This window comes from Rahnella sp. RcJ3 (genome assembly GCF_009498575.1).
Lineage (GTDB): Bacteria > Pseudomonadota > Gammaproteobacteria > Enterobacterales > Enterobacteriaceae > Rahnella > Rahnella aceris.
Genome location: NZ_QSNX01000001.1, coordinates 67,551 through 80,806, shown reverse-complemented (window position 1 = coordinate 80,806; position 13,256 = coordinate 67,551). Strand labels below are relative to the sequence as shown.

The following is a 13,256-nucleotide window of genomic DNA, read 5'->3' as shown; positions in this document are numbered from 1 at the left end:
TCATAAAATTACCCTGTCTGGACATGCGCTTTTAAAGTCATTCCGCAGGGAGGAGTAAAATTCTCAATACACCGGTTTCAGGCGCAAACGTAAGTCAGAGCCGACCTGACGGATATCATTGAAAACAAATTCAGGGGCATCCGCCAAATGCTGCAATCCTGGCAGTTCACACAGTGCGCGGCCATTATCGCCCAATAACTTAGGCGCCATATAAACGATTAATTCATCAACCAGACCGGCTTGTAATAAGGCACCGGCCAGTTGTGCACCGGCTTCCACCCAGATGGAATTTATCTGCCGTTTCGCCAGTTGCATCATCAGCAGAACCAGATCAATACGGTTGTCGCGCCCGGCCACACGCCATTGCTCGACGGATCCCGGCCAGACTTGCGTGTCAGCTTCCAGCCGCGCCAGCCAGACTTCACCGGGTAAATTCACCACCTGATGCTGTGGCGTCACGCGATTCTGACTGTCGAGAATAACCCGCAGCGGTTGACGCAGATTTTCCTCGGGATAAATCGCCTGCACCTCACTGCCCAGTTCGCTCCAGCGTACATTCAGCGAGGGATTGTCCGCGAGAACAGTGGCACTGGTGCTCAGAATCGCCGAGCTTTCAGCGCGAAAACGCTGAACATCAGCACGGGCGGCAGCCGAGGTGATCCACTGGCTTTCGCCCGAGGCCATCGCAGTTCTGCCATCTAAAGACGCGCCCATTTTGAGCTGAACATACGGGAAACCGGTCCGCATTCGTTTCAGGAACCCCAGATTCACGGCTTCAGCCTGCGGATGCATCAGCCCGTGACTGACATCCACGCCGTTTTGTTTGAGGCGGTATAAACCACGCCCCGCGACTTCCGGGTTAGGATCCTGCATCGCGGCGACAACACGGGCAACACCTGCTGCCAGTAATGCATCGGCACACGGCGGCGTGCGACCATGATGACTGCACGGCTCCAGCGTCACGTAGGCTGTCGCCCCTTTCGCTTTCTCACCTGCCATGCGTAATGCGTGGACTTCAGCATGCGGTTCACCGGCACGCAAATGATAGCCCTCACCGACGATTTCGCCATTTAATACAATGACACAACCGACGTTGGGATTAGGTGTCGTGGTGAAACGCCCGCGACGCGCCAGCTCGAAAGCCCGCGCCATGTAGTGTTCATCGGTAGGGTTTTCGGCAACTTGTTGGTCAGGCGACATCAGCTTTCCTTAATCCTGAAGACGGGCGATTTCTTCACCAAACTCACGAATATCTTCGAAACTGCGATACACCGATGCAAAGCGGATATAGGCGACTTTATCCAGCCCTTTCAGGGCGTCCATTACCAGATTGCCGATCATTTTGGCCGGAATTTCACGCTCACCGGTCGCGCGCAATTGCGACTTAATGTGGCTGATGGCCGTTTCGACGTCATCGGAACTGACCGGGCGTTTTTCCAGTGCTTTCAGAAAGCCACTGCGAAGTTTGTCTTCGTTGAACGGTTCACGAACTTCATTGCTTTTAATGACGCGAGGCATCACCAGTTCCGCCACTTCAAACGTGGTGAAACGTTCATGGCACACCAGACACTGACGGCGACGGCGAACCTGCGATCCATCGCCTACCAGACGGGAATCGATGACTTTAGTATCAACAGCGGCACAAAATGGGCAATGCATAGCACTTCCTGATCGCGAACTCAATTGGACATTAGTTTAACCCGAAGTTTGCCGACAACAAAGGCTGTCGCTACTTTCATCGACATCGGGTTAAACTTAACTATCAATATTGGTGCCCGGACGGAATGTTTCAACGGGCAGATGAAAGGAAGTCTCTGATATGACAAAACACCCACGCCTTTTGCTGGTCTGCGCCGCATTGTTCAGCCTGACGGGTTGCGCGACGCAAAATTCACAAATCCCGGAGCTGAAAACAGAAGTCGGTCAGCTCAATCAAAAACTGCAACACCTGACGGATCTGGCCATCGCGCTGGAGCAGCAAACCACGCTCAACCGCCAGTCAAATAATGGTGTCTATTTGTTACCTGCAGCCAAAAGTGCCGCCTTGCTGAAAAGTAATATTGGTGAATTAAGTGTGCAGTTGATCCGCGTCGCCCCGGATGCCAGCGGCGTACAGGCCGTGCTGGAAATCAAAAACACTGCGGGCCAGCCATTGCCGCCGTTTACGGCTTCCCTGAGCTGGGGGCAGCTCGACCCGGTCACGGGCAAACCGCTGACTGTTGATATGCAAACCCAGACCATTAGCGTCGAGCCAGATCTCTTGCCAGGCCCGGTGAAAACGGTCGATGTGAAATTTAATCAGGTCACTGTCGAAACTCTGGGATTTGTTCACCTGCATAATATTGTGGCGACACCGCAGGCACAGCCCGTCGTTACCAGGTAAAGACAACGAGTTGCAGATGAAAAAAAACCCCGCATTGCGGGGTTTTTGTTTTCTTTTCCGAACGGGACAACCATCGGCAACTTACGGAAGAATGGAAGGCTGATCAGCGCCCTCTTTTTCCACTTTCTGCTGCAGCATGTGTTCACGCTTCATGCCCAGTTTCAGAGCCAGCGCGGACGCCACGTAGATGGACGAAACCGTACCAATCGACACACCAATCAGCATGGTCAGTGAGAAGCCTTCCAGCAACGCACCGCCAAAGATATAGAGCATCAGTACCACCATCAGCGTGGTCGCTGAAGTCATAATGGTACGGCTTAACGTCTGGGTCAGGGACACGTTCATGATTTCGTAAGAGTTCCCGCGACGAATTTTGCGGAAGTTTTCACGAATACGGTCCGATACCACGATGGAGTCATTCAGCGAGTAGCCGATAACTGACATCAGGGACGCGATGATGGTCAGATCAATTTCGATCCTGAACAGTGACAATACGCCCATGGTGATGATCACGTCGTGCGCCAGTGCGATTACCGCCCCCAGCGCCAGCCGCCATTCAAAACGGAAACCGACGTAAATCAGGATACAGATCAACGCCATCAGCAGGGCCATGCCACCAGCCTGCGCCAGATCACTCCCCACGCTCGGGCCGACAAACTCGACACGTTTCACGGTCGCGTCTTTATCGATATCCGCGTTCACCAGGCTAAGGACTTTATTTCCCAGTTCCTGACCGGCATTACCCGATACAGGTGGAAGACGAACCATCACATCACGGCTGCTACCGAAGTTCTGAACCACAGGATCCTTGAATCCTGCTTTTTCCAGATCGGCACGCATTACGTCCAGGTTAGCGGGCTGGCTAAGGCTGATTTCAATGACGGTACCGCCGGTGAAATCCAGACCCCAGTTGAACCCGCGAACACCCATAATCGCAACGGATGCGATAAACAACAGGCCTGAAATACAGAAGGCCACGTTGTCCCAGCGCATAAAGTCGATGACTTTACGGCCGTAGTTCAGTTGTTCAACAGTATATGGTTGTTGCTGTGCCACAACGCACTCCTCAGATAGACAGCTTTTTAATGCGTTTGCCGCCGTAAACCAGGTTCACGATGGCACGGGTCCCCACGATCGACGTAAACATCGAGGTTGCCACACCGATAGCGGTGGTGATAGCAAAGCCTTTAATCGAACCGGTACCCACTGCATAAAGAATAATTGCCGTGATCAGGGTCGTAATGTTGGCATCAACGATACTTGAGAACGCGCCTTTATAGCCTTCATGAATCGCCTGCTGAACGGAACGTCCGTTCTTCAGCTCTTCTTTGATACGTTCGTTTATCAGTACGTTGGCGTCGACGGCCACCGCCAGCGTCAGGACGATACCGGCAATACCCGGCATGGTCAGCGTCGCACCAGGCAGCAGAGACATGATCCCGACAATCAGGATCAGGTTAGCGACCAGCGCTGTCGTGGCGATAATGCCGAACTTACGGTACCAAACCACCATGAACAGAATGGATGCCACCAGACCCCACAAGCACGCTTCCAGACCCTGAGTGATGTTTTGCATCCCTAAGGTCGGGCCGATAGTACGCTCTTCAACTATCTGAATTGGCGCGATCAACGCACCGGCGCGCAACAGAAGGGACAACTGGCGGGCTTCATTCGGATCGTTCACCCCGGTGATACGGAAGCTGTTACCCAGGCGTGACTGAATGGTCGCCACGTTGATAACTTCTTCCTGCTTCGCCAGAATCGCACGGCCATTGGCATCTTTCTTACCGCTGTCTTTGTACTCCACGAACAAGGTTGCCATCGGTTTACCGATGTTATCCTTAGTGAAGTTAGACATGGCGTTACCACCAGCGCTGTCGAGAGAGATGTTAACCTGCGGCTGATTGTACTCATCCATGCTGGATGTGGAATCAGTGATGTGGTCACCGGTCAGGATCACGCGTTTGTACAGAACAACCGGACGGCCATCACGCATGTTTTTCACTTCGCTGTCGCCCGGCACACGACCGGTTGAAGCAGCAGAAGCATCTACATTGGTGTTAACCAGACGGAATTCCAGTGTCGCGGTCGCGCCCAAAATTTCTTTAGCGCGCGCAGTATCCTGAATACCCGGTAACTCAACCACGATACGGTCAGCACCCTGACGCTGTACCAGCGGCTCGGCCACACCCAGTTGGTTTACACGGTTACGCAGGATGGTGATGTTTTGCTGAACGGCATACTCGCGGGCTTCACTCAGGCGAGCATCAGTCATCACTACACGGATAGCATTGTCGCCACTGTTAGTGATCACTAAATCGCGGTGACGTGGGCTCAGGTAGCTGACCGCAGAATCACGGGTAGCAGCATCGCGGAAACGCACTTCAACGCCATAGTTGTCGAGCTTACGCACCGTGGCATAAGGAATATTCTTGTCGCGCAGGTCGCTGCGCATATTGTCCATCGTCTGCTCTTGCAGCTTACTCAGCGCGGTATCCATATCCACTTCCATCAGGAAGTGAACACCCCCACGCAAGTCGAGGCCCAGCTTCATCGGCTCAGCGCCCAGCATGCTCAACCAGCGCGGCGTTGCCGGCGCGAGGTTCAGTGCAATAACAAACTTGTCGCCCAACGCTTCAGTCAGCGCTTCACGTGCACGAAGCTGTACATCCGTGTCGTTAAAACGGGCAAGAATAGCGCCATTCTCCAGAGCAACTGATTTGATCTGGATTTTGCTTTGATCTAATACGTTACGGACTTGGTCCAGCGTTGCTTCACTGGCGTCGGAACCCCGAGCACCAGTGATTTGAACAGCCGGATCCTCACCATAAAGGTTGGGAAGTGCATAAAGCAGCCCGACGATGACCACAACGATCAGCATCAGATACTTCCACGCAGGATAACGGTTTAACACGGCAGTTCCCTTCGGGAAAATCGAAAATTAGATAGACTTCATCGTGCCTTTTGGCAGAACTGCTGCCACGAAGTCACGTTTGATCATCACTTCGTTAGTGTCGTTCAGTGCGATAACCACATAACCGGTTTCGGCTACTTTGGTTACGCGACCAATCAGGCCACCCGTGGTCATGACTTCGTCACCTTTACCGATAGAGTCCATCAGTTTTTTGTGTTCTTTAGAACGTTTCTGCTGCGGGCGCAGGATCATGAAATAGAAAATCAGACCAAAAACCACCAGCATGATAACCAGAGAGTAAGGACTTCCCTGTGACGGTGCGCCGGTCGCTGCGACTGCATCGGAAATGAAAAGACTCATTTAAATTCCCTCATTGTTGTTGTGAAGCAAATTGATGTAAAACAAACCGAGAATCCGACCCGGAGTCTGCGATGAAACGTCTCGCACAATACCCCATAATGCCGGTCCAAGAAATTATAAAATCGGCACCCTCTTTCGAAGATGCCGACACGAGAAAGAAATCAGAAGTTTAAAGGCGGAACAGGCTTGCCTTTACGCTCGTAGAAGTCTGTCACAAACGCTTCTAATTTACCCTCTTCGATAGCCTGGCGTAAACCGGCCATCAGACGCTGGTAATAGCGCAGATTATGGATCGTGTTTAGCCGCGCACCGAGAATTTCGTTGCAACGGTCAAGATGATGCAAGTAGGCACGGCTATAATTGCGACATGTGTAACAATCACAATGTTCATCCAGCGTCGACGTATCATCTTTATGCTTGGCATTACGGATTTTTACGATGCCGTCAGTGACAAACAGGTGACCGTTACGCGCGTTACGCGTTGGCATCACGCAGTCAAACATATCGATACCGCGACGCACGCCTTCAACCAGATCTTCCGGTTTACCGACACCCATCAGATAGCGAGGTTTGTCTTCCGGAATTTGCGGACAAACGTGCTCCAGAATACGGTGCATGTCTTCCTTCGGCTCGCCCACTGCCAGGCCGCCCACAGCGTAACCATCAAAGCCGATATCTACCAGCCCTTTTAATGATACATCTCGTAAATCTTCGTAAACGCTGCCCTGAATAATCCCGAACAAAGCATTCTTATTATTCAACTCGTTGAAGCGATCGCGACTGCGTTTTGCCCAACGCAAAGACATCTCCATCGAGCGTTTTGCATAATCCCAGTCAGCAGGATATGGCGTACATTCATCGAAGATCATTACGATGTCGGAACCCAGATCGTTTTGGATTTCCATGGATTTTTCCGGACTAAGGAACACCGGGTCACCGTTGATCGGGTTACGGAAATGCACACCCTCTTCTTTGATTTTACGCATCGCGCCCAGGCTGAACACCTGGAAGCCACCTGAATCGGTGAGGATCGGGCCATGCCAGTTCATGAAATCATGCAGATCGCCATGCAGTTTCATGATTTCCTGCCCCGGACGCAGCCACAGGTGGAAAGTGTTGCCCAGCAAAATCTGTGCACCGGTGTCTTTGACTTCTTCCGGGGTCATGCCTTTTACGGTGCCGTAAGTGCCCACTGGCATAAATGCCGGGGTTTCGACCACGCCACGTTCAAAGATCAGACGCCCGCGACGTGCGCGGCCATCGGTCGTGCTTAATTCGTACTTCACATTGCCTCCAGCATCAGAGAAACAGTCTGATGAGGTTAAATCCGTGGCATGACGCCCGGAAGAGAAAGCCCGGATGCACCGGGTGCGACCAGGCCGGTAATTATTAACTCAAGGTTACTGGCCGACCACTTCCTGCGGCGCCAGCGGGTTACGGTTGATGAACATCGCATCACCATAACTGAAGAAACGGTACTGCTCAGCCACCGCCTGATGGTAAGCATTCATGGTATTTTTATACCCGGCAAACGCCGACACCAGCATGATCAGCGTCGATTCCGGCAGATGGAAATTCGTGATCAGGGAATCAATTACCTGATAGTGATAGCCCGGATAAATGAAAATCTTGGTATCGCCGAAGAACGGCGCAATCAGTGCATCTTCACTGGCCTTCGCTGCACTTTCCAGCGAACGCACAGATGTTGTCCCCACGGCCACCACGTTATTGCCACGCGCTTTGCAGGCCAGCACCGCATCCACAACGTCCTGAGGCACTTCGGCATACTCAGCATGCATGATGTGGTCTTCAATGGTGTCCACACGAACCGGCTGGAAGGTGCCTGCCCCCACATGCAGCGTCACAAAAGCGAACTCCACGCCTTTGGCTTTCAGCGCATCCATCAGCGGCTCATCGAAATGCAAGCCAGCGGTGGGCGCAGCTACCGCACCCGGGCGTTCGCTGTAGACGGTCTGATACAGTTCACGGTCGGCATCTTCATCAGGACGGTCAATATACGGCGGCAGCGGCATATGGCCGATTTCGTTGAGCAGAGTAAAGACATCACGATCTTCATTAAATTCCAGCTCAAACAACGTATCGTGGCGAGCCACCATCGTTGCTTTAATATCTTCTTTATCACCGAGCAGCAGTTCTGCGCCCGGTTTTGGCGATTTGGACGCACGCACATGGGCCAGAACGCGGTGTGTATCCAGCACGCGCTCAACCAGCACTTCAATTTTACCGCCGCTGACCTTGCGGCCAAACACACGAGCCGGGATCACGCGGGTATTGTTAAATACCAGCAAATCGCCGGGATGAATTTTATCGAGAATATCAGTGAACACGCCGTGCGTTAACTCACCGCTTGGCCCGTCCAGAGACAACAAACGACAGCCGCTGCGCTGGGTCTGCGGATAGCGGGCAATCAGGGATTCAGAGAGTTCAAAAGAAAAATCGGCAACACGCATGGTTTTTCACTTCACTTAACGACAAAAACAGGCGGCTTAGTCTAGTGGGACGGGGCATCCCCTGCAAGCTTCTGCGCGAATAAAGGCATCCGCTGCCCTGTCGGAGATCAACTTTCCTGCGTTATACTTCGCGAATGAATTTTTTAGCCCACCTCCATCTGGCCTCACTGGCCAAAAGTTCACTGACCGGAAATCTGCTGGCAGACTTCGTTCGCGGCAATCCTGACGGTCAGTTCTCTGATGAGATCGTCAGCGGCATCCGCATGCACCGCCGCGTGGATGTCATGACCGATTCACTGCCGGAAGTGAAAATTGCCCGCAGTTATTTCCGTGAAGATTTTCGCCGCGTCGCACCGATAACGCTCGATGTCGTCTGGGATCACTTCCTTTCCCGTCACTGGGCCAGCATTCATCCGCAGCAATCACTGGAAGATTTTCTTGACGGCTGTCAGCAGGAAATTGAACCTCAGTTACCTGAAATGCCGGAACGTTTCCAAAATCTGAACGCTTATCTCTGGCCTGAACGCTGGATGGAACGTTACGCGGTGCTGCCTTTTATTGGCGACGTATTGCGCGGTATGGCTAACCGGCGGCCAAAACTTGCCGCCCTGACCGGCTCTTTCCATGATATCGAACTCAATTACGACGCCCTCGAGCAACTGTTCTGGCAGTTTTATCCGGTGATGATGCAACAGGCGAGAGACCGGCAAATCTGACAAATACCCTTCATTTTGTGGATTACCCCGCAATTCTCTGCAAGACAAGAAGTAGTTGTTAAAAAGTTTGAGACTTACTTCAAAGACTGATAGCCGGATGCTATCTGATTGATTGGTGCGATGGGGTTTATTCACCCGAAGGTTGCCCCTATACTGGCAGTCGTTTTGTTCACCCTTTCCTTCTCACCTACGACGCCCGGAAGGGTTTCATAAGGAGTAATAATATGGTTCTGGTAACTCGTCCAGCCCCTGACTTCACCGCAGCAGCAGTACTGGGCAGCGGCGAAGTAGTTGAAAACTTCAACTTCAAAAAACACACTGCAGGCAAACCTACTGTTATCTTCTTCTGGCCAATGGACTTCACTTTCGTCTGTCCTTCTGAACTGATCGCTTTCGATCACCGTTACGAAGAATTCCAGAATCGTGGCGTAGAAGTGGTAGGCGTCTCCTTCGACTCCGAGTTCGTTCACAACGCATGGCGTAACACCCCTGTAGAGAAAGGCGGCATCGGTCCTGTTAAGTACGCGATGGTTGCTGACATCAAACGCGAAATCCAGAAAGCCTACGGTATCGAACATCCGGACGCTGGCGTTGCACTGCGCGGCTCTTTCCTGATCGACAAAGAAGGCGTTGTTCGTCACCAGGTCGTTAACGATCTGCCACTGGGTCGTAACATCGACGAAATGCTGCGTATGGTTGACGCACTGCAATTCCACGAAGAGCACGGCGAAGTGTGCCCGGCTCAGTGGGAAAAAGGCAAAAAAGGCATGGGCGCATCCCCGGATGGCGTGGCTAAATATTTGTCTGAAAACGCATCAAACCTGTAATCCTTCAGCGGATTTCACGGTCAATAACGGTCAGCCTCGCTGGCCGTTTTTTTTTGCCTGCTATCCGGCACGATCACATTTTCCCGCCTTCCCTTCCCGCTCCCGGTCATTTACGTCTACGCTGAAAAATAGTCTGACCGTCTCATTATGGCGTGCCGTTTGCATAAAGAGTGTCAGACTGAAAAAACAAAAAAGCGTTATCACACAATAACCTGAAGGTTATGACTCAAAAGACAGGGTAATAGACAGGAGCCCCTATGTTACGGAAATCACTCATCGCGCTGGCCATGCTGACCAGCCTGCCGTTGTACGCCGCATCGAATCCCGCGGTGGAAGCCAAAAATGGCATGGTCGTCACCTCGCAATATCTGGCGTCTCAGGTCGGCGTCGATATTCTGAAAATGGGCGGCAACGCCATCGATGCTGCCGTGGCTGTCGGCTACGCGCAGGCCGTCGTCAACCCATGCTGTGGCAATATCGGTGGCGGAGGCTTCATGACGGTGCATCTTGCCGACGGTAAAGACACCTTCATCAACTTCCGCGAAACCGCCCCGGCCGCCGCCAGTGCCAATATGTATCTGGATGCCGACGGCAACGTGAAGAAAGGGGCCAGTCTGTATGGCTATCTCGCCGCAGGCGTGCCAGGTACGGTATTGGGCATGGATACCGTGCAGAAAGAATACGGCAAACTGACGCGCCAGCAGGTAATGGCGCCGGCGATTAAACTCGCCCGTCAGGGATTTGTACTGACCCGTGCTGATACCGATATTCTTGATACCACCGTCAAACGCTTCAAAGAAGATCCCGAAGCCGCGCGCATTTTCCTGCGCAAAGACGGCAGCCCGCTGCAACCCGGCGACAAACTGGTACAAACCGATTTAGCCAACACGCTGGAGTCCATATCGAAACATGGCCCAGATGCGTTCTACAAAGGCAAAATCCCGGCAGCGGTCGAAGCGGCCTCTAAAAAAGGTGGCGGCATCCTGACCGCAGCGGATTTCGCGAATTATAAAGTCACCGAAGACGCCCCGATCACCTGCAGCTATCGCGGTTATAAATTTGTCTCAGCGCCACCGCCAAGCTCCGGCGGTGTCACGATGTGTGAAATCCTTAACATCGTTGAAGGCTATGACCTGAAGAGCATGGGCTTCAATTCAGCGGCATCGATTCACGTCCTCACCGAAGCCATGCGCCATGCGTATATGGACCGCAATACCTATCTCGGCGATCCGGAATTCGTGAAAAACCCGATCGACCGGCTGGTCAGTAAAAGCTATGCCGAAGAAATCCGTAAGAAAATAGAAGCGGACAAAGCCACGCCGTCCACTGCCGTTCAGCCGGGTATGGAACCGCACGAGAAACCGGAAACCACGCATTATTCCATCGTCGATAAAATGGGTAACGCGGTGTCCACCACCTACACAGTGAATGGCCGCTTTGGTTCTGTCGTGATTGCACCGGGCACCGGTTTCTTCCTGAATGATGAAATGGATGACTTCACCACCAAAGTCGGCGAGAAAAACCTGTACGGTCTGGTGCAGGGAACCAAAAATGCCATCGCCCCCGGTAAGCGCCCACTATCCTCTATGAGCCCGAGTCTGGTGACCAAAGACGGTAAAATCTTCATGGTTCTGGGATCGCCTGGCGGTTCGCGCATCATCACCATTACCCTGCAGGCTGCGCTGAATGTCATCGATTACGGCATGGCACCACAGGAAGCCGTGGATGCGCCACGTATTCATCATCAGTGGTTGCCGGATGAAGTGTATTACGAGCAGCGCGGCGTTTCTCAGGACAGCCTGAATATCCTGCAGAAGATGGGTTACAAAATGGTGGAACAGACGCCATGGGGTGCGACGGAGCTGATTATGGTGGGGTTACCGGGTGCGGCCGGTGTGACATCGGCGAACTCAGGTAATGACTCGGCGGTGTCAGGCAAGGTTCGCGAAGGTTATCTGTATGGCGCGAATGATGTGCGACGTCCCGCAGGAGCCGCCATCGGTTATTAACTGGCATCCTTCAAGCTATCTCTGCATTGGCTGCCTTCATTCACCCCGATCACTTACCTGTAGTAAAAAGCCCCCGATATCATCTGATATCGGGGGCGTTAAAATTTACCGAAAGGTAAGTGCATGCTTACGCTTTATTGCTCAGCGCCAGTGCTTCTTTCTTACGGTCGTTGCGGCGTTTAAAGGCATAACCGACCAGTAGAGCCACCACCCAAACCATCCCCACATACAACGAAATACGGGTATCCGGGAAGTAACCAATCAGGCCGATGATGAACACCAGGAAAATAATACCGAACACCGAGGTATAAACGCCGCCACGCAGCGGAAACTCCAGCTCTTTCACCTGTTGTTTGCTCAGTTTGCGACGGAAACCAATCTGCGAGAACAGGATCATAATCCACACCCAGACCGTTGCGAAGGTCGCCAGAGACGCAATCACCAGAAACACAGCCGATGGCATGACGTAGTTCAGATAAACCGCCACCAGCAGTGCCGCCATCATCACCAGAACGGTGACCCACGGCGTGCCCAGACGCGATACCTTGCTGAACATTTTCGGTGCCTGCCCCTGCTCTGCCATTCCGTGCAGCATACGGCCCACGCCGAACACATCACTGTTAATGGCAGAAAGCGACGCGGTAATCACCACAAAATTCAGGATCGTCGCCGCAGCAGTAATGCCCATGTGCTGGAAAGTCAGCACGAACGGACTGCCCTGCGTCCCCACCTGATTCCACGGGAAAATAGACATGATCACAAACAGCGTACCCACATAAAATACCAGAATACGCAGCGGTACTGAGTTGATGGCTTTCGGAATAGATTTCTTTGGGTCTTCCGCTTCACCGGCCGTGATCCCGATGATCTCGATGCCGCCGTAAGCAAACATCACCAGTTGTAAGGACAAAATCGTCCCCATGATGCCCTGACTGAAGAAGCCACCATGACTCCACAGATTGTGGATACCGGTCGCCTGCCCGCCATTGCCGATACCCCAGAAGATAATCCCAAAACCTGCCACGATCATGATGATGATGGTCAGCACTTTAAAGAAGGAGAACCAGAACTCCAGCTCGCCGAAGACTTTCACGCTGACCAGATTGATCGCGCCGATGATCAATACCACGCTGAGCACCCAGGTCCATTGCGGCACATCCGGGAACCAGACGCCCATATAAATGCCGAACGCGGTTACATCAGCGATGGCGACGATCAGGATTTCGAAACAGTACGTCCAGCCGGTGATGTAACCCGCCATCGGCCCGAGATAATCTTGCGCATAACGCGAAAATGAACCGCTCTGCGGGTTGTTAACCGACATCTCACCGAGAGCACGCATGATGATAAACGCGATAATCCCACCGACCAGATACGCCAGCAATACGCTCGGTCCGGCCATTTTAATCGCATCTGCCGAGCCATAAAACAGACCAGTTCCGATGGCTGAGCCCAGTGCCATAAAGCGGATATGGCGCGTTGTCAGGCCACGTTTTAACTTCGTGCCCGGCGCTTCGTTCTGCGCTATTGGTTGTTCAGCTTCTTGCTGCATGTGCATTAACCCGTGTTGTTTTTT

At 52.7% G+C, this 13,256-nt stretch carries 12 protein-coding genes; 4 read left to right on the top strand and 8 right to left on the bottom strand.

What is annotated here, in order from left to right; translation table 11 throughout:
* Positions 1–63 precede the first annotated feature (63 nt).
* A complete protein-coding gene (ribD, locus tag DXU84_RS00375; protein ID WP_013576665.1) occupies positions 64–1,200 on the bottom strand; it encodes a bifunctional diaminohydroxyphosphoribosylaminopyrimidine deaminase/5-amino-6-(5-phosphoribosylamino)uracil reductase RibD in 1,137 nt (378 codons plus the stop codon).
* Positions 1,201–1,209: 9 nt separating this feature from the next.
* Positions 1,210–1,659, bottom strand: a complete 450-nt coding sequence (gene nrdR, locus DXU84_RS00370; RefSeq protein WP_013576666.1) for a transcriptional regulator NrdR — start codon at positions 1,657–1,659, stop codon at positions 1,210–1,212.
* Positions 1,660–1,819: 160 nt separating this feature from the next.
* Between nrdR and DXU84_RS00365 the strand changes: the two genes are divergently transcribed.
* Positions 1,820–2,383 carry a DUF3251 domain-containing protein gene (locus DXU84_RS00365; RefSeq protein ID WP_013576667.1) on the top strand — a complete coding sequence of 188 codons (564 nt, stop codon included), beginning with the start codon at positions 1,820–1,822 and terminating at the stop codon, positions 2,381–2,383.
* A gap of 81 nt (positions 2,384–2,464) precedes the next feature.
* Here DXU84_RS00365 and secF read toward each other — a convergent pair whose 3' ends face one another.
* From secF to queA, 5 genes are all read right to left on the bottom strand, one after another.
* Positions 2,465–3,376, bottom strand: coding sequence for a protein translocase subunit SecF (secF, locus tag DXU84_RS00360; protein WP_049804364.1), 912 nt, complete (start codon positions 3,374–3,376; stop codon positions 2,465–2,467).
* A 73-nt stretch (positions 3,377–3,449) separates the two neighbouring features.
* Positions 3,450–5,297, bottom strand: coding sequence for a protein translocase subunit SecD (secD, locus tag DXU84_RS00355; protein WP_015690312.1), 1,848 nt, complete (start codon positions 5,295–5,297; stop codon positions 3,450–3,452).
* Positions 5,298–5,324: 27 nt separating this feature from the next.
* Positions 5,325–5,657 (bottom strand): preprotein translocase subunit YajC, encoded by a 333-nt coding sequence (gene yajC, locus DXU84_RS00350; RefSeq protein WP_013576670.1) that lies wholly within the window; start codon positions 5,655–5,657, stop codon positions 5,325–5,327.
* Between the two features lie 161 nt (positions 5,658–5,818).
* Positions 5,819–6,943 (bottom strand): tRNA guanosine(34) transglycosylase Tgt, encoded by a 1,125-nt coding sequence (tgt, locus tag DXU84_RS00345; protein ID WP_013576671.1) that lies wholly within the window; start codon positions 6,941–6,943, stop codon positions 5,819–5,821.
* A gap of 114 nt (positions 6,944–7,057) precedes the next feature.
* On the bottom strand, positions 7,058–8,128 hold the full coding sequence (queA, locus tag DXU84_RS00340; RefSeq protein ID WP_153374568.1) for a tRNA preQ1(34) S-adenosylmethionine ribosyltransferase-isomerase QueA: 1,071 nt from the start codon (positions 8,126–8,128) through the stop codon (positions 7,058–7,060).
* A 134-nt stretch (positions 8,129–8,262) separates the two neighbouring features.
* Here queA and DXU84_RS00335 point away from each other — a divergent pair, with 134 nt between their 5' ends.
* The 3 genes from DXU84_RS00335 to ggt all read left to right on the top strand — a co-directional run bounded on the left by DXU84_RS00335 (position 8,263) and on the right by ggt (position 11,680).
* On the top strand, positions 8,263–8,844 hold the full coding sequence (locus tag DXU84_RS00335; protein ID WP_013576673.1) for an ACP phosphodiesterase: 582 nt from the start codon (positions 8,263–8,265) through the stop codon (positions 8,842–8,844).
* A gap of 224 nt (positions 8,845–9,068) precedes the next feature.
* Positions 9,069–9,671: a peroxiredoxin C gene (locus DXU84_RS00330; protein ID WP_013576674.1), complete on the top strand. Its 603-nt coding sequence runs from the start codon at positions 9,069–9,071 to the stop codon at positions 9,669–9,671.
* Between the two features lie 257 nt (positions 9,672–9,928).
* On the top strand, positions 9,929–11,680 hold the full coding sequence (gene ggt, locus DXU84_RS00325) for a gamma-glutamyltransferase (RefSeq protein ID WP_013576675.1): 1,752 nt from the start codon (positions 9,929–9,931) through the stop codon (positions 11,678–11,680).
* A gap of 127 nt (positions 11,681–11,807) precedes the next feature.
* On the opposite strand, the gene proY is transcribed toward ggt, so the two are convergent.
* Entirely contained in the window at positions 11,808–13,238 is a 1,431-nt protein-coding gene (gene proY, locus DXU84_RS00320; RefSeq protein WP_013576676.1) for a proline-specific permease ProY, read from the bottom strand.
* Between the last annotated feature and the right edge of the window lie 18 nt (positions 13,239–13,256).

Coding starts and splice junctions, on each gene's coding strand:
- queA (WP_153374568.1), bottom strand. CDS start 8,128: ATGCGTGTTGCCGATTTTTCTTTTGAACTCTCTGAATCCCTGATTGCC.
- nrdR (WP_013576666.1), bottom strand. CDS start 1,659: ATGCATTGCCCATTTTGTGCCGCTGTTGATACTAAAGTCATCGATTCC.
- DXU84_RS00365 (WP_013576667.1), top strand. CDS start 1,820: ATGACAAAACACCCACGCCTTTTGCTGGTCTGCGCCGCATTGTTCAGC.
- ribD (WP_013576665.1), bottom strand. CDS start 1,200: ATGTCGCCTGACCAACAAGTTGCCGAAAACCCTACCGATGAACACTAC.
- ggt (WP_013576675.1), top strand. CDS start 9,929: ATGTTACGGAAATCACTCATCGCGCTGGCCATGCTGACCAGCCTGCCG.
- DXU84_RS00335 (WP_013576673.1), top strand. CDS start 8,263: ATGAATTTTTTAGCCCACCTCCATCTGGCCTCACTGGCCAAAAGTTCA.
- yajC (WP_013576670.1), bottom strand. CDS start 5,657: ATGAGTCTTTTCATTTCCGATGCAGTCGCAGCGACCGGCGCACCGTCA.
- proY (WP_013576676.1), bottom strand. CDS start 13,238: ATGCACATGCAGCAAGAAGCTGAACAACCAATAGCGCAGAACGAAGCG.
- secF (WP_049804364.1), bottom strand. CDS start 3,376: ATGCGCTGGGACAACGTGGCCTTCTGTATTTCAGGCCTGTTGTTTATC.
- DXU84_RS00330 (WP_013576674.1), top strand. CDS start 9,069: ATGGTTCTGGTAACTCGTCCAGCCCCTGACTTCACCGCAGCAGCAGTA.